17 protein-coding genes are annotated in these 14502 nt (G+C 66.0%); 4 read left to right on the top strand and 13 right to left on the bottom strand.

Features of this window, described 5'->3' with window-relative positions:
- The first annotated feature begins 9 nt into the window (after nt 1-9).
- Nucleotides 10-666 (top strand): SOUL family heme-binding protein, encoded by a 657-nt coding sequence (locus tag BW994_RS03635; protein WP_245594052.1) that lies wholly within the window; start codon nt 10-12, stop codon nt 664-666.
- On the opposite strand, the gene BW994_RS03630 is transcribed toward BW994_RS03635, so the two are convergent.
- Nucleotides 663-1913: a CaiB/BaiF CoA transferase family protein gene (locus BW994_RS03630; protein ID WP_029310872.1), complete on the bottom strand. Its 1251-nt coding sequence runs from the start codon at nt 1911-1913 to the stop codon at nt 663-665. The genes BW994_RS03635 and BW994_RS03630 overlap by 4 nt on opposite strands.
- 90 nt (nt 1914-2003) lie before the next feature.
- Between BW994_RS03630 and BW994_RS03625 the strand changes: the two genes are divergently transcribed.
- A complete protein-coding gene (locus tag BW994_RS03625; protein WP_035228098.1) occupies nt 2004-2906 on the top strand; it encodes an HpcH/HpaI aldolase/citrate lyase family protein in 903 nt (300 codons plus the stop codon).
- Nucleotides 2907-3151: 245 nt separating this feature from the next.
- On the opposite strand, the gene mscL is transcribed toward BW994_RS03625, so the two are convergent.
- The 11 genes from mscL to BW994_RS20100 all read right to left on the bottom strand — a co-directional run bounded on the left by mscL (nt 3152) and on the right by BW994_RS20100 (nt 12053).
- Nucleotides 3152-3610 (bottom strand): large conductance mechanosensitive channel protein MscL, encoded by a 459-nt coding sequence (gene mscL, locus BW994_RS03620; protein WP_029310870.1) that lies wholly within the window; start codon nt 3608-3610, stop codon nt 3152-3154.
- Between the two features lie 65 nt (nt 3611-3675).
- Nucleotides 3676-4719: a tRNA epoxyqueuosine(34) reductase QueG gene (gene queG / locus BW994_RS03615; RefSeq protein ID WP_029310869.1), complete on the bottom strand. Its 1044-nt coding sequence runs from the start codon at nt 4717-4719 to the stop codon at nt 3676-3678.
- On the bottom strand, nt 4712-5176 hold the full coding sequence (gene queF, locus BW994_RS03610) for a preQ(1) synthase (RefSeq protein WP_029310868.1): 465 nt from the start codon (nt 5174-5176) through the stop codon (nt 4712-4714). Before queF ends, queG begins: the two co-directional genes overlap by 8 nt.
- Nucleotides 5169-6287: a tRNA guanosine(34) transglycosylase Tgt gene (tgt, locus tag BW994_RS03605; RefSeq protein ID WP_029310867.1), complete on the bottom strand. Its 1119-nt coding sequence runs from the start codon at nt 6285-6287 to the stop codon at nt 5169-5171. The genes queF and tgt overlap by 8 nt, the downstream gene beginning before the upstream one ends.
- Entirely contained in the window at nt 6284-7321 is a 1038-nt protein-coding gene (gene queA / locus BW994_RS03600; protein ID WP_029310866.1) for a tRNA preQ1(34) S-adenosylmethionine ribosyltransferase-isomerase QueA, read from the bottom strand. Before queA ends, tgt begins: the two co-directional genes overlap by 4 nt.
- Nucleotides 7318-7713, bottom strand: coding sequence for a VOC family protein (locus BW994_RS03595; RefSeq protein ID WP_029310865.1), 396 nt, complete (start codon nt 7711-7713; stop codon nt 7318-7320). Before BW994_RS03595 ends, queA begins: the two co-directional genes overlap by 4 nt.
- Nucleotides 7710-9356, bottom strand: a complete 1647-nt coding sequence (locus BW994_RS03590; protein ID WP_029310864.1) for a fumarate hydratase — start codon at nt 9354-9356, stop codon at nt 7710-7712. The genes BW994_RS03595 and BW994_RS03590 overlap by 4 nt, the downstream gene beginning before the upstream one ends.
- A gap of 30 nt (nt 9357-9386) precedes the next feature.
- The gene (locus tag BW994_RS03585) at nt 9387-9899 is read right to left on the bottom strand and encodes an SspB family protein (RefSeq protein ID WP_029310863.1); all 513 of its coding nucleotides are present in this window, start codon (nt 9897-9899) and stop codon (nt 9387-9389) included.
- 93 nt (nt 9900-9992) lie between these two features.
- A complete protein-coding gene (locus tag BW994_RS03580) occupies nt 9993-10796 on the bottom strand; it encodes a GNAT family N-acetyltransferase (RefSeq protein WP_029310862.1) in 804 nt (267 codons plus the stop codon).
- The gene (locus tag BW994_RS03575; RefSeq protein ID WP_076454365.1) at nt 10793-11284 is read right to left on the bottom strand and encodes a Fur family transcriptional regulator; all 492 of its coding nucleotides are present in this window, start codon (nt 11282-11284) and stop codon (nt 10793-10795) included. Before BW994_RS03575 ends, BW994_RS03580 begins: the two co-directional genes overlap by 4 nt.
- A 409-nt stretch (nt 11285-11693) precedes the next feature.
- Nucleotides 11694-12053 (bottom strand): hypothetical protein, encoded by a 360-nt coding sequence (locus BW994_RS20100; protein ID WP_245801506.1) that lies wholly within the window; start codon nt 12051-12053, stop codon nt 11694-11696.
- Here BW994_RS20100 and BW994_RS03565 point away from each other — a divergent pair.
- Together BW994_RS03565 and BW994_RS03560 are read left to right on the top strand one after the other, a co-directional pair.
- Nucleotides 11934-12371 carry a sigma-70 family RNA polymerase sigma factor gene (locus tag BW994_RS03565; RefSeq protein ID WP_342743243.1) on the top strand — a complete coding sequence of 146 codons (438 nt, stop codon included), beginning with the start codon at nt 11934-11936 and terminating at the stop codon, nt 12369-12371. The two genes, BW994_RS20100 and BW994_RS03565, sit on opposite strands and share 120 nt — an antisense overlap.
- On the top strand, nt 12368-13096 hold the full coding sequence (locus BW994_RS03560; protein WP_029310858.1) for an anti-sigma factor: 729 nt from the start codon (nt 12368-12370) through the stop codon (nt 13094-13096). Before BW994_RS03565 ends, BW994_RS03560 begins: the two co-directional genes overlap by 4 nt.
- Here BW994_RS03560 and xseA read toward each other — a convergent pair whose 3' ends face one another.
- Complete coding sequence (gene xseA, locus BW994_RS03555) at nt 13097-14485, bottom strand: exodeoxyribonuclease VII large subunit (RefSeq protein WP_029310857.1); 1389 nt, start codon at nt 14483-14485, stop codon at nt 13097-13099. It lies immediately after the preceding gene.
- Nucleotides 14486-14502: the final 17 nt, after the last annotated feature.

The following is a 14502-nucleotide window of genomic DNA, read 5'->3' as shown; positions in this document are numbered from 1 at the left end:
GCAAACGACATGAAACCACGCCTGATTGCGCCCGCGTTGATGAGTGTGGCGCTCAGCGCCTGTTCGGTGGTCGGCATTCGCAGCGGCACGCCTGAGCCGAAGTACCGGGTGATCGGCACGGTGGGCGCGGTGCAGATTCGCCAGTACGCGCCCCGGATTGCCGCGGAAACCACGGTTCACGGCAGTGTCTATCACGCCCGCAGCCAGGGGTTTCGCCGCCTCGCCGGCTATATTTTCGGCGGCAACCGAACGCGCGCGAAAATCGCGATGACCGCGCCGGTCGCGCAGGCCTCCGACGCGCCATCCGAAAAGATCGCCATGACCGCGCCGGTCGATCAGTCGCAGAGCGGGCCTGATGCGTGGACCATTCGATTCTACATGCCCGCCGGCTACACGATGGAAACTCTGCCGGTGCCGAACGATTCCAAGGTGCATCTGGTGACGGTGCCGGCCGAGGATTACGCCGCGCTGCGCTTCTCCGGCGTGCCCAACCAGACATCGGTCGCCCGAGAACAGGCGCGGTTGCTCGCGGCCCTGAAATCGAGCGCGTGGACTCCGGCCGGCGAGCCTGCCGCGTGGTTCTATGACCCGCCCTGGACGCTGCCGTTCCTGCGGCGCAACGAGGCGGTGGTGAAGGTGACGCGGGCGGGCGCCACGCCGGGTTAGGGTTGGTCGGGCGCGGTTGCCTTGAGCACGCCGCGTGCCTGCAAGGTTTCGATCGTGGCCGGATCGACATCGATCAGGCGCAGGATCGCCGTGGTATCCGCGCCGAGCGCGGGGGCCGGCCTTGCCATGGCACCCGGCGTTGCCGAGAGACGGGCGGGGATGTTGTGCATCGGCAAACGCCCCATGTCGGCGTCAGGCAGGCTGATCAGGGCTTCGCGCTCGCGGATGAATGCGCTGTCCATCAAATCCGCCGGATCGCACACCGGGCCGACCGTGACGCCGGCCTGTTCGAACACGGCGAGGGCTTCGGCCTGGGTGTGGGCGGCCATGAAGGCAGCGACGATCGGGTCGAGGATGTCGTTATTGGCGACGCGGGCGGTGTTGGTCGCAAAACGCGGGTCGGTGATCAGGTCGGGCCGACCCATCACGCGGAACAGGCGTTCGGCCATGACCTGCATCGAGGCGGATAAAGCGACGTATTTGCCATCGGCGCAGCAATAGACGTTGCGCGGGGCGGTGGTGCCGGAGCGGCTGCCGTGGCGGGCGGGGACCGTGCCGGTGAGCGCGTAATTGGCCGCCTGCGGCCCGAGCACGCTCAACATGCTTTCGAACAGCGACAGGTCGATCACCTGCCCGGCACCGCCCGCGACCTCGACATGGCGCAGCGCGATCATGATGGCGGTGGCACCGTACAGGCCGGTGATCATGTCCGCGAGGGCGAGCGGCGGCAGCACCGGCGGACGATCGGGGAAGCCGTTCATGGTCGCGAAGCCCGACATCGCCTCGACCAGACTGCCGAAGCCGGGCTTCCCGGCGAACGGACCGGTCTGGCCCCAGCCGGAAATCCGCACCACGATCAGGCGCGGATTGGCGGCGAACAGCACATCCGGCCCCAGACCCATGCGCTCAAGCTTGCCGGGGATGAAATTCTCGACCAGTACATCCGCGATCGCGGCCAGACGCAACAACAGCGCCAGCCCCTCCGCATCGCGATAATCGAGCGCCAGGCTGCGCTTGTTGCGGGCATACACCTTCCAATGGGTCGCGATATCCTCGACGCGCCAGTTGCGCAGATCATCGCCGCCCTTGGGGTTTTCCACCTTGATGACATCGGCACCGAAATCGGCCAGCACATGCGTGACCACATTGCCCGCGACGAGACGTGACAGGTCGAGCACGCGAATGTCCTTGAGCGGCGCCGGCGCATCAGGCTCATAGCGTTTTTCATGCAACCCAGTGTCCGTCATCCCAATGCTCCCTCATGCTCTGAATTCATTATAGACAGGTCGCAGCCCCTGCCCAATGATGCGGCGGCGCGGCAGCACCGAGGAACGATCATGAGCTTTCCCGCCCCAACACAACTGCCGATCTGGCGCTCCATGCTGTTCGTGCCTGTTACGGTCGAGCGCTTCGTTGCAGGTGCCGCGAAGCGCGGCGCTGATGCGATCATTCTCGACCTCGAAGATGCCATCCCCGCCGCCGAAAAACCGCGCGCGCGCGGACTGATCGCCGCCGCCGCACCAAGCGTCGCTGCCGGCGGCGCCGACGTGATCGTGCGGGTCAATCGCCCCTGGCGCGCACTGATCCCCGACCTCGAAGCCGCCATCATGCCCGCGGTCACCGCACTCATGCTGCCGAAAATCGAAAGCGCGGATCACCTGCGCCTGATCGCGGAGACGATCGATGAAATCGAGGCGGAACGCGGCATGACGCCGGGCCACACCAGGTTGATCGCCATGTTGGAAACCCCGGGCAGCATCTTTCGTGCCGAAAGCATCGCACGTGCGCACCCCCGCCTTGTCGGCATCACCGTCGGCTCGGAAGACCTCGCCCTGGCGGTGGGGATGCTGCCCGAAGCCGAAGGGCTGCTGTTTCCCAAGCAACAGGCGATCTTCGCCGCCCGCGCCGCCGGCATCCTGCCGCTCGGCTTTCTCGGCACCGTCGCCGATTTCAACGATCTCGATCAGTTCCGCGCCACGATCGAACGATCCCGCCGCCTCGGCTTCGCCGGCGCCTCGGTCATTCACCCCGGTCAGGTCGCGATCCTGAACGAGGGCTTCCGCCCGCAACCCGCCGAACTCGACCACGCCGCCCGCCTGGTCGACGCCTACACCAAAGCCACCGCCGCCGGTTCCGGCGCCATCACCTTCGAAGGCCGCATGATCGACATCCCCGTCGTCCGCCGCGCCCAAGCCCTCCTCGACCGCCACGCTGCCATCGAACGGCGGACTCGGGCCTGACGGGTTGGGGTGGGGCGCTGAGGAAGGAAGGAAGGCCAGGGGGCTCTGCCCCCTGGACCCCCGTTAAAGGCGGAGCCTTTAAAATCCCCTAGTTTTAGGCAAGGGGAGGGCGCTGCCTCGCACTTGTCATGTGTCTGGCCTGGACAGCCCTCCCCTTGCCTAAAACTAAGAGGTTCTAAGGGCTAAGCCCTTAGCGGGGTCCAGGGGCAGAGCCCCTGGCCTTGCTTGCTATCCAGCGCCTAACCTCAAACCGTAGGGCGCGATTTCAGCAGGTCGCGGATTTCGGTGAGCAGGGTTTCGGAGGCGGTGGGGGGTGGTTCGACGGCGGGTGGCGGGGGTGGTTTGCGGTAGAGTTTCTGGATCAGCCGAACCATCCAGAAGATCGCGAAGGCGACGATGACGAAGTTGATGATGGCGTTGATGAACAGGCCGTAGTTGAGGGTGACGGCGCCGGCTTTTTTGGCGGCGGCGAGGGTGGGGGCGACGGTGCCTTTGAGGGTGATGAAGTGATTCGAGAAATCGACGCCGCCGGTCAGCAGGCCGATGAGGGGGTTGATGATATTGGCGACCAGGCTGGAGACGATGCCGGTGAAGGCGGCGCCGATGACGACGGCGACGGCGAGGTCGACGACGTTGCCACGGAGGAGGAAGGTTTTGAATTCATCGACCCAGCCGGGGGTTTTCGGTCGGAATGATTGAGACACCGGTGCATCCTTTTTGTGATCGGCTTCGGGGATAGATGATTTATCCGCCCGATTCCAGCTTCAAATTAGAGATTTTGCAATTGGTGGAGCGCCCACTTGCCGGCTTCGGCGACGGTGGGATCGGCGTCGGTTGCGAGGTGGGCGGCGCTGGGGGCGAGGCTGGGATCGGCTGAGTTGCCGATTGCGATGGCGACGTTGCGGGCGAAGCGGCGGCGGCCGATGCGTTTGATCGGGCCGCCGGCGAAATGGGCGCGAAAGCCAGCATCGTCGAGGGTGGCGAGGGCGGCGAGCGGCGGGGCGATGAGGTCGGCGCGGGCGGTGAGCTTGGCTTCGCGGCCGAGGCTCGCGAATTTGTTCCAGGGGCAGACGGCGAGGCAATCATCGCAGCCGTAGATCCGGTTGCCGATGGCGGGGCGGAGTGCCTGCGGGATCGGGCCTTCGTGTTCGATGGTGAGGTAGGAGATGCAGCGCCGTGCGTCGAGCTGGTAGGGCGCGGGGAAGGCATCGGTCGGGCAGGCGGCCTGGCATTTGGTGCAGGAGCCGCAGCGATCGGCGTGGGGTGCATCGGCCGGCAGGTCGAGCGTGGTCATGATTTCGCCGAGCAGCAGCCAGGAGCCGTGGGTGCGCGAGACGAGGTTGGTGTGCTTGCCTTGCCAGCCGAGGCCGGCGGCGGCGGCCAGCGGTTTTTCCATCACGGGGGCGGTATCGACGAAGACCTTGATGCCGGCGGCCGCGCGCGCGGTGATGAACTGGGCGAGGTGTTTGAGTTTGCCTTTGATGATGTCGTGATAATCGCGGTTGCGGGCGTAGACCGAGATATTGCCGCGATCGGGTCGGGCGAGTGTGGCGAGCGGATCGCCGGCCGGGGCGTAGGACAGGCCGAGTGCTATGACGCTGACGGCTTCGGGCCAGAGGGTGGCGGGGTCGGCGCGTTGGGCGGTGCGTTCGGCGAGCCACGCCATGGTGCCGTGGTGGCCGGCGGCGAGGTAGGCATCGAGGTTGGCGCGGTGTTGCGCGGTCAGGGTGGCGCGGGTGAAGCCGATCGCATCGAAGCCGAGTGCCGCGGCGCTTGTGGTGATGGCGGCCTTGAGCGATTGCGCCTCAGCCACGGCCGCGATAGGGGGCGACGCCTTGATCGGGCAGGAAGACGCCTTCGGGCGGGGCGCCGGTCTGCCAGAACACATCGATCGGGATGCCGCCGCGCGGATACCAATAGGCGCCGATGCGCAGCCAGCGCGGGGCGAGCAGATCGGTCAGGCGTTCGGCGATCATCATGGTGCAGGCTTCGTGGAACGCGCCGTGGTTGCGGAACGAGGCGAGGAACAGCTTGAGGGATTTGCTTTCGACGATCCAGGCATCGGGGATGTAGTCGAGCACGATATGGGCGAAATCGGGCTGTCCGGTCATCGGGCAGAGCGAGGTGAATTCCGGGCAGGTGAAGCGGATGACGTAGGCGCTGCCTTGGGCGGGGGCGGCGACGCGTTCGAGTTCGGCCTGTTCGGGGGTTTCCGGGGCTTTGGTGTAGTGGCCGAGCTGGTGCAGGCCGGCGTAGCGTTCGTCAGTCATGGGTCTGTCTCCATCCGTCCCGCGCGGCGGCGGCGTAGGCAGCAAAGCGGTGTTGTTCGATCGCCGTGCGCGCGCCGTGCATCAGCGCCTGATAATAGGTGAGGTTATGCCCGGTCAGCAGCATCGGGCCCAGCATTTCCTCGCAGCGGAACAGATGATGCAGATAGGCTGCGGAGTGGCGGGTGCAGAGCGTGCAGGTGCAGGCGGGGTCGAGCGGGGTGGCATCGTCGCCGAAGCGGGCGTTGCGCAGGTTGAACACGCCGCGCGCGGTGTAGGCGCGGCCGGTGCGGCCGGCGCGGGTGGGCATCACGCAATCGAACATGTCGACGCCGCGTTCGATCGCCCCCAGCAGGTCATCCGGCGTGCCGACGCCCATCAGGTAGCGGGGTGATGTGGCAGGCAGCAGCGGGGTGGTGGCGTCGAGGGTTTCGAACATGGCTGGCTGGCCTTCGCCGACCGCGAGGCCGCCGATCGCGTAGCCTTCGAAGCCCAGCGCGGTGAGGGCGGCGGCGGATTCCGCCCGCAGATCGGGGTAGATGCCGCCCTGGACGATGCCGAACTGGGCGTAGCCGGGGCGGGGCGTGAAGGCCGCGCGCGAGCGGGCGGCCCAGCGCATCGACAGGCGCATCGAGGCCGCGGCTTCATCCGGCGTGGCGGGGAATGGGGTGCATTCGTCGAACGCCATGGTGATGGTGGCGTCGAGCTTGTGTTGGATGGCGGTGGAGGATTCCGGGGTGAGGTGATGGGCCGAACCATCGATATGCGAGCGAAAGGTAACGCCGATTTCATCGAGTTTGCGGAGTTTGGCGAGCGACATCACCTGGAATCCGCCGGAATCGGTGAGGATGATGCCGGGCCAGTCCATCATGCGGTGCAGGCCGCCGAGTGCAGCGACGCGGTCCGCCCCCGGGCGCAGCATCAGGTGGTAGGTGTTGCCGAGCACGATTTCCGAGCCGGTGGCGCGGACCTGATCGGCGGTCATCGCCTTGACGGTACCGGCGGTGCCGACCGCCATGAACGCCGGGGTTTGCGCGGTGCCGTGCGCGGTGGTGATGCGGCCGCGCCGGGCGGCGCCATCCTGGCCGAGCAGGGTGAAGGCAAATTCGGTCATGCCGGCTCCAGCAGGCAGGCGTCGCCATAGGAATAGAAGCGGTAGTGCTGCGCGATAGCGTGCTGATAGGCGGTTTTGATGCGGTCGTGCCCGGCGAAGGCGGCGACCAGCATCAGCAGGGTCGAGCGGGGCAGGTGGAAATTGGTCAGCAGGCGATCGACCGCGCGGAACCGGTAGCCGGGCAGGATGAACAGATCGGTCTCGCCGGACCAGGGCATGATCGTGCCATCCGCCGCGGCGGCGGTTTCCAGCACGCGCAGGCTGGTGGTGCCGACCGCGACGATGCGGCCGCCGGCAGTGCGGGCGGCATTGATGGTGGCGGCGGTGGCGGCGGTGATAATGCAGCGTTCGGCGTGCATCCGATGGTCTGCCAGCGTTTCGGTGCGGACCGGCAGGAAGGTGCCGGCGCCGACATGCAGGGTGACGCGGGCGGTGGTGATGCCTTTCGCGGCCAGCGCTTCGAGCAGGGCCGGGGTGAAGTGCAGCCCGGCGGTCGGGGCGGCGACGGCGCCTTCATGGGCGGCGAACATCGTCTGGTAATCGGCCTGATCTTGCGTGGTCACGCTGGCATCGCGCGGGATGTAGGGCGGCAGTGCGAGGGCGCCGGCGGCATCGAGCGCGGTGCGGAACGCATCGCCCTCGGCGTTGAAGCGGAGCCGGGCCGCGCCGTCATCCGCGCGCGAGACCACTGTGGCGGTGAGGCCTTCGCCGCGATCGATCGTGATGATCTCGCCGGGTCGTGCCCGTCGTGCGTTGCGCAGCAGGACGCGCCAGGTGCCATCATCCATCGGGCGATCGAGCGTGATGCCGATGACGGCATCGCCCCGCCGGCCGGTCAGTTGGGCGGGGATGACCCTCGTGTCGTTGACGACGAGGCAATCGCCGCGGCGCAGCAGTTCGGGCAGGTCAGCGATCCGGCAATCGTGCAGTTCTGCCTGGGTGACGTGCAGCAGGCGTGCGGCGTCACGTGGCCGCGCCGGTTCGGCCGCGATACGCTCGGCCGGCAGCGCATAGTCGAAATCCGCCAGGTTCATCCTTCGAGATAGCTGGAAATCTCGATCAGATTGCCGTCCGGATCGCGGCAATACACCGAACGCATGGCGCCCAGCGCGCCGGTTTTCGGCGCCGGGCCTTCGACCACGTCGACCCCCTGTTCGCCGAGATGCCTGACGATATCCTCGGTGCCGAGGGCGGTGATGAAGCAGATGTCGAGCGCGCTGGCCTGTGGTTTGGCGGCGTGCGGGCTGAATTCATTACCGGCCTGGTGCAGGTTGATTTTCTGCGCGCCGAAGCGGAGTGCGATGCGCTTGTCCGGCCCGAATTCCTCGCGCTCCATGCCGAGCACGCGCTCATACCAATCGGCGGTGACGCCGAGGTCGCTGCAGGTGAGGACGACGTGGTCGATCCGGTCGATGGTGAATTTCATACTAAGTCCGCGAAAAAATCGTTGCCCTTATCGTCGATCACGATGAAGGCCGGGAAGTCCTCCACCTCGATTTTCCAGACCGCTTCCATGCCGAGTTCGGGATATTCCAGCACTTCGACATGGCGGATGTTGTCGCGCGCCAGCACGGCGGCGGGGCCGCCGATCGAGCCGAGGTAGAAGCCGCCATGCGCCTTGCAGGCATCGCGCACGGCACGCGAGCGGTTGCCTTTGGCAAGCATCACCAGCGAGCCGCCGGCCGCCTGGAATTCGGCGACGTAGCTATCCATCCGCCCGGCGGTGGTCGGGCCGAAACTGCCGGTCGCCATGCCTTCCGGCGTTTTGGCGGGGCCGGCGTAATAGACCGGATGGTCCTTGAGGTAGTCGGGCAGGCCTTCGCCGCGATCGAGCCGTTCCTTGAGCTTGGCGTGGGCGATGTCGCGCGCCACCACGATGGTGCCGGTGAGGGCGACGCGGGTCTTGACCGGGTGTTTCGACAGTTCGGCGAGAATTTCGGGCATCGGGCGGGTCAGGTCGATCCGCACGACGTCGCCGCCGAGATGCGTATCGGTCACCTCCGGCAGGTATTTCGCGGGTTCGGTTTCCAGCTGTTCGAGGAAGACGCCGTCCTTGGTGATTTTCGCCTTGATCTGGCGATCCGCCGAGCACGACACGCCGATGCCGACCGGCAGCGAAGCGCCGTGGCGCGGCAGGCGCACGACGCGGACATCGTGGCAGAAATATTTGCCGCCGAATTGCGCGCCGATGCCGATGCGGCGGGTGAGGTCGAGAATGTCCTGTTCGAGCGCCAGATCGCGGAAGGCGTGGCCGGTGGCATCGCCCGTGGTCGGCAGAGCGTCGAGCCATTTGGTCGAGGCGAGCTTGACGGTCTTCATTGTTGCCTCGGCGGAGGTGCCGCCGATCACGATGGCGAGGTGATAGGGCGGGCAGGCGGCGGTACCCAGTGTTTTTATTTTAGTTTCAATGAATTCTATGAGTTTCTTCGGGTTCAGGATTGCCCTGGTTTCCTGATAGAGAAAGCTCTTGTTGGCCGATCCGCCGCCCTTGGCGACGAACATGAGGTCGAACTCCTCGGCGTGGGAGTCGCCGGACGCGGCCAGAATATCGCATTGCACCGGCAGGTTGGTGCCGGTGTTGACCTCGTCATACATGCTCAGCGGCGCCATTTGCGAATAGCGCAGATTGGTTTCGGTGAAGGTGCGATAGACGCCGTGCGAGAAGGCTTCTTCCTCGTCACCATCAACCCAGATGCGCTGGCCTTTTTTGCCGAACACGATGGCGGTGCCGGTGTCCTGGCACATCGGCAGCACGCCGCCGGCCGCGATATTGGCGTTCTTGAGAAATTCCATCGCGACATAGCGATCGTTCTGCGACGCTTCGGGATCATCGAGGATGGTCCGCAACTGGCGCAGATGGGCCGGGCGCAGCAGATGCGACACCTCGTGAAACGCCTCGAACGTCAGGGCGGAGAGCGTTTCGGGCGCGATCCGCACGATGGTTTTGCCGCCCGCCTCGATTGTGGTGACGCCGGCAAGGTCGAGCTTGCGCCACACCGTATCGTCATGCCCCAGCGGAAACATGGTGGAGAAGGCGAAATCGGCGGTCTTTTTCACAATGGCGTTCATGGCGATCCCCAATGCTCCATACTCTGTCGTTCAGTCCTTGGCGGGCGGCCGGCGGCGAAACGCATCGAGGCTGACGACCTCGGCGGGGCCGCTTTCGGCCGGCGGCGCCGGCTCGGCTTGCGGTTCGGGTGCCGGCGGCTCAGGCTCGATATCGGTGTTGCCGTGCAGCGCGAATTGCAGGCCGAACCGCACTTCGGGGTCGGCGAAGGCGGTCAGCGCCGCGACCGGGATCTGCAGGGTGGAGGGCACGCCGCCGAACGAGAGTTTCACCGAAAACCAGCGCTCCGCCTCATCGACCAGCAGGTCGCGATACTGGTGCTGCAGCACGATGGTCATTTCCTCGGGGTATTGCGCGCGCAGACGATCCGGCATCACCACCCCGGGATGCCGGGTATCGAAGGTCACGTAGAAATGATGCCCGCCGGGCATGCCTTCGCGCGCGGCGTGCTGCAGGGCGCGCACCGCGACCAGGCGCAACGCCTCCTCGGTCCATACATCGTAGGGCAACAGGCTGTCGGGGATCGGCGTGTCGTCTTCGGCCATAGGTCCAATCTGCTCTTCGCTATCGGTGCGCACGCATAGCGCGCAGCGCGCCGGAGGCCAACCGTCAGGCCGGCAATTCAGCGTCCATCCGGCTCATCTTGCATAATGACGGTAGTATTTTTCGGTCACGAGGTCGGTTTTCACCAGCACGGCGATGTCGGTGGTATTGAACTGCCAGTCGATCACCGCGCCGTCGCCGACGAAACCGCCGAGGCGCAGATAGCCCTTGATCAGCGGCGGCAGGCCGGCGAGCACCTGGCGCGGCTCGATCGCGGCGGGGTCGAGCCGGCACATGTCGACGTAGCGATCCGCCACCGCGCGCAGCCGGATCGGCTCGGGGGCGAGGTGATTGGTGTAGAGATAGGTCAGGTCGGCCGCGAGCCCATCGAGATCGGTGCCCTGCAGGCTGGCGCAACCGAACATCAGCTCGATGCCGTGCTGAAACACATAGGCCGCGATGCCGCGCCATAACAGCTGCATCACCGCGCGCGAGCGGTGGGTTTGATCGACGCAGGAGCGGCCGAGTTCGAGCAACCGGCCGGGGAACCGCTCCAACAGGGTCAGATCGTATTCATCGGCCGAGTAGAACCGGCCGATCTTGTCGGCGGCCTCCTGGCGGATCAGGCGGTAGGTGCCGACCACGCCACGGGCATCATCCCCGATGTCGTGATCGATCACCAGTAAATGATCGGCGATCGGGTCGAACTGGTCCCGGTCGCGCCGGCTGGCGAGGGTGCCGGCATCGGGCCGGGCGCTGAGCTCTTCGTAGAACACCTTGAACCGCAGCGCCTGGGCGGCATCGATCTCATCGGCGGTGGTGGCGAGGCGGACGCCCAGATTGCCGGCGCGCAACTCCTCGAACAGCGGCTCCTGGCCGATCGCGAGCACGGCGGTCATTCGGCAGCACTCTTGGCGGCGGTACGCATATTGTCCGGCGGGCTGGTCGCCGGTGCCGTGGCGTCAAGCGGACCGGCCTCGGCCCGGAGTTTGCGGCCGAACAATTCGATCTTGAGCGACATGAGCTCGAAGCCGTGCCGTGCGGCGACGCGCCGCATCAGGATTTCGGTTTCCGGCTCGTCGAACTCGATGACCTTGCCGCTTTCCTGGTCGACCAGATGGAAATGATCGCGATCGCCCGACATTTCATAGCGCGCCCGCCGGCTGCCGAGGTTGCGCCGCTCCAATATGCCGTGCTGCTCGAACAGGCGCACGGTCCGATAGACGGTAGCGAGTGAGATGCGCGGGTCGAGCGTGTGGGCCAGGCGGTGCAGTTCATCGACATCGGGATGGTCGTTCGCTTCGGACAGGATACGTGCAATGGCGCGGCGCGGGCCGGTCATTTTGAGCCCGATTTCCATGCACAGACGCTCAATGCGGGTCTCCATCAGGCGCGTTGTGAACTATCTGAGCCGCCCGGTCCACCCCAAACGCACGGGTACGGGCCAGCCGATTCGCGGCCCCGGTGGCAGCCGGATCGCGCGCAATGCCCCGCCGTGAGTCGCAAAATGTCGCGGAGGCGGATCGTGCCGTTTGCATGCCTGCGGTGAAAACCCGCGCCATTCGTTGCGGGCGCGGGCAGTCATTGAAACGATCGAGGAGGATTGCGTCGATCCCCAGGTAGGTCCGGACGGTAAAATCCAAAATCCGTGCGGGGAAGTCACAGATGGCACTCAGATCAACGCGCAGATCGGATTGGCGCGAAAAAGACCGGTTGCGAGGCATTACTTCGAATGCGCGCCGCGAAATCGTGTTCGATTGCACGTGAGGAAGATCGTGGCGCATTGATAGATCAGCTCACACAAGATCATAAAATGAGACAATTTTGACCAAGGTAATTAAATAGACGCAGATTTCGGTTCGTGATGCATCCGGATTGCCTGACCTGCCGTAGTCACCTACAAGATGTTCGATGGCACAGGTTTCATTCATTTGAGCGACAGTACAGCTGGTATGACGGCGGAAGACGGCCTTGCGGCCCTGCTTCGCCGGTGTGCCGAGCGGGACCCGCTCGCATTGCGCGCTCTTTATGACGCGATGGCGCCAACCATGCTCGGTGTCGCGCTCCGGCTGTTGCGCAACCGCCCGCACGCCGAGGAAACACTGCAGGACGCGTTTTTGCAGATCTGGCGCAATGCCGACCGGTTCGATACCCAACGCGGCTCGCCCAAGGCCTGGATGATCGGTATTCTGCGCTACCGCGCGCTCGATCGGCTGGAAAACGAAAAGCGCCACACCGGGACCGATGAGCTTCCGGACGTCGCCGCGGAACTGCCGGTCGATATCGAAGACAGCCGCGCTCTTTCGAGCTGCATCAACGAACTGCCCGAGAACTGGCGCCGGTCCGTCATGCTGTCTTACGTCGAAGGTTATTCGCACAGCGAAATCGCTGATCTCACGAAAACGCCCCTGGGCACCATCAAAAGCTGGATCGTTCGATCGCTTGATGCGTTGAAGAAATGTCTTGAACGATGAGTGACCTGATCGCCCCCATCCCGGATCGCGCGGGTCTGTATGTGCTTGGCTTGCTGCGTGGTCAGGAGCGTCGTGAGTTTGAGGCCGATCTCGCGGTCGACCCGGTGCTTGCCATGGAAGTTTCGGCGTGGGAAGTCAGGCTGTTGCCACTCTCGCTCGCGGTGCCGCCGGTCGAACCCTCCGAATCGGTGTGGCTCGAAATCCAGCGCATCCTGGCACCGCGCGACAGTGCCAGCCCCGTGCAATCACCGACATCCCTGCGTCGTCGGCCGACCTGGCGGGAAAGCTTCTGGGATAACGTCGCCGTCTGGCGCGGCATCGGCGGTATCGCCGTCGCCGCCGCCATCGCGATCGCCGTGCTCCGCCCGCAACCGACCCAAGCCCCAGGCCTGGTCGCCGTGCTCGCGAGCAAGGCCGGTCCGGTGTTCACCGTCGCGTTGCGCAGCGATGGTGGCATGAACATCGCCCCGGTCGGCGACATCAAGCCGCCGGCGGGCAAGGTGTGGCAGTTGTGGGCGGTCGCGGGCGGTGAAAAACCGGTGGCGATCGGCTTCGTTTCGGCCAGGCCCAGCGTGCTGCCGGCCCACCAGATCCCAGCCGATCTGCGCAAGCCGAATATCCTGATGGCCGTCACGGTCGAACCGCCGGGCGGTTCGCCGACCGGCCAACCGGACACGCCCATCGTGTTCGCGGGCCCGATCCTGCCGGTCAACAACGGCGCCTGATCAGAGATCCAAGGTGGGCTGCACCGCACCGGCGCCGCGCGCGTTGGTCTGCACACCGGCATCGCCATCGTGAAAGCGGATCGTCAGCCTGCGTGACGCCGCCGCCGCCTTGGCCGAGGTGACCGGCTCACCCTTCGGGTTGATCGCGAGTGCGAATCCCCGCGCGAGCACGGCGTTATAGGACACGCTCTCCAGCCGCGCCGCCGCCGCGTCGAGCCGCAACCGACTTTCGCGCAGCCGGGCGGCCGTTGGCACCGCCAGGCGTTGCGCCAGCAGCGCCACCTGATGGCGCTTGGCCGCGATCAATTCGCGCGGATGCAGCAACCGCCCCGCCAGCCGATCGAGCGCCGCGCGCCGCACGATGAGCAGCGCCGGCAGCGCCAGAACCAGCCGCTCACCCCGGTCGTCCAGCCGTTGCCGCGCCGCACCCACCAACGCGGGCAGGTCGGGCAAGCCGGAAGCCGCCCGATCGAGCCGCAACCGCACGGTCTGTGCGATTCGCAGCAACGCCCCAGCCAGCCGCGCACCCGACTGCGCCAGATCGGCCGCCAGCGCGATCCGGTCCGGCACCGCCAACTCGGCCGCCGCCGTCGGAGTGGGCGCCCGGCGATCAGAGACGAAATCGATCAGCGTGGTGTCGGTTTCATGCCCGACTGCCGAAATCAGCGGGATCGGGCTCATTGCCGCCGCGCGGACCACCGCCTCGTCGTTGAAGGCCATCAGGTCTTCGAGCGAGCCGCCGCCGCGCGCGATGATCAGCACGTCGGGCCGGGGGATGGTGCCATCGGGCGGCAGGGCGCCGAAGCCTGCGATGGCGGCGGCGATCTGTGCTGCGGCCCCTTCGCCCTGCACCGCGACCGGCCAGAGCACGATGTGGCTGGGGAAGCGGCGGGCGATGGTGGTCTTGATGTCCTGGATGACGGCACCCTGTGGCGAACTGACCACGCCGATCACGCGCGGCAGCATCGGCAAGGCCCGCTTGCGCGCGGCATCGAACAGGCCTTCGCCGAGCAGGCGCAGGCGCAGCGCCTCGATCCGCGCGAGCAGGGCGCCTTCGCCGGCATAATCCAGCCGCTCGATGATCAACTGATATTCCGACCGCTCCGGATACGACGTGATCCGCCCGGTTGCGATCACCTCGATGCCGTTCTCCGGCTTCATGCCGATTCGCGACGCGTTGCCCTTCCAGATGATCGCGCGGATTTTCGCGCCCTCGTCCTTCAGCGCCATATAGGTGTGGCCCGAGGCGTAGAGCTTCATTTCGGTGATTTCGCCGCGCACCCGCACCCGCCCGAACGCGGTTTCCAAGGTGCGTTTCACCGCACCGGCGATTTCGGACACGGTGAGTTCCGGCAGATTGCCGGTTGGTGGGGGCAGGGTTTCGCTCATGGGGCGGGACTATGCTA

Source organism: Acidiphilium rubrum (assembly GCF_900156265.1).
GTDB lineage: Bacteria > Pseudomonadota > Alphaproteobacteria > Acetobacterales > Acetobacteraceae > Acidiphilium > Acidiphilium rubrum.
The sequence above is the reverse complement of the archived record's forward strand: the minus strand, read 5'-3'. Positions and strand labels throughout refer to the sequence as shown.

Bases quoted from the DNA above. Each gene is read 5' to 3' on its own strand.
- BW994_RS03580 (WP_029310862.1), bottom strand. From the start codon at position 10,796: ATGACCGCCGTGCTCGCGATCGGCCAGGAGCCGCTGTTCGAGGAGTTG.
- BW994_RS03575 (WP_076454365.1), bottom strand. From the start codon at position 11,284: ATGGAGACCCGCATTGAGCGTCTGTGCATGGAAATCGGGCTCAAAATG.
- xseA (WP_029310857.1), bottom strand. From the start codon at position 14,485: ATGAGCGAAACCCTGCCCCCACCAACCGGCAATCTGCCGGAACTCACC.
- BW994_RS03635 (WP_245594052.1), top strand. From the start codon at position 10: ATGAAACCACGCCTGATTGCGCCCGCGTTGATGAGTGTGGCGCTCAGC.
- BW994_RS03565 (WP_342743243.1), top strand. From the start codon at position 11,934: ATGGCGCCAACCATGCTCGGTGTCGCGCTCCGGCTGTTGCGCAACCGC.
- BW994_RS03590 (WP_029310864.1), bottom strand. From the start codon at position 9,356: ATGAACGCCATTGTGAAAAAGACCGCCGATTTCGCCTTCTCCACCATG.
- queF (WP_029310868.1), bottom strand. From the start codon at position 5,176: ATGACTGACGAACGCTACGCCGGCCTGCACCAGCTCGGCCACTACACC.
- tgt (WP_029310867.1), bottom strand. From the start codon at position 6,287: ATGACCGAATTTGCCTTCACCCTGCTCGGCCAGGATGGCGCCGCCCGG.
- BW994_RS03560 (WP_029310858.1), top strand. From the start codon at position 12,368: ATGAGTGACCTGATCGCCCCCATCCCGGATCGCGCGGGTCTGTATGTG.
- BW994_RS03585 (WP_029310863.1), bottom strand. From the start codon at position 9,899: ATGGCCGAAGACGACACGCCGATCCCCGACAGCCTGTTGCCCTACGAT.
- BW994_RS03625 (WP_035228098.1), top strand. From the start codon at position 2,004: ATGAGCTTTCCCGCCCCAACACAACTGCCGATCTGGCGCTCCATGCTG.
- BW994_RS03630 (WP_029310872.1), bottom strand. From the start codon at position 1,913: ATGACGGACACTGGGTTGCATGAAAAACGCTATGAGCCTGATGCGCCG.
- queA (WP_029310866.1), bottom strand. From the start codon at position 7,321: ATGAACCTGGCGGATTTCGACTATGCGCTGCCGGCCGAGCGTATCGCG.
- BW994_RS03595 (WP_029310865.1), bottom strand. From the start codon at position 7,713: ATGAAATTCACCATCGACCGGATCGACCACGTCGTCCTCACCTGCAGC.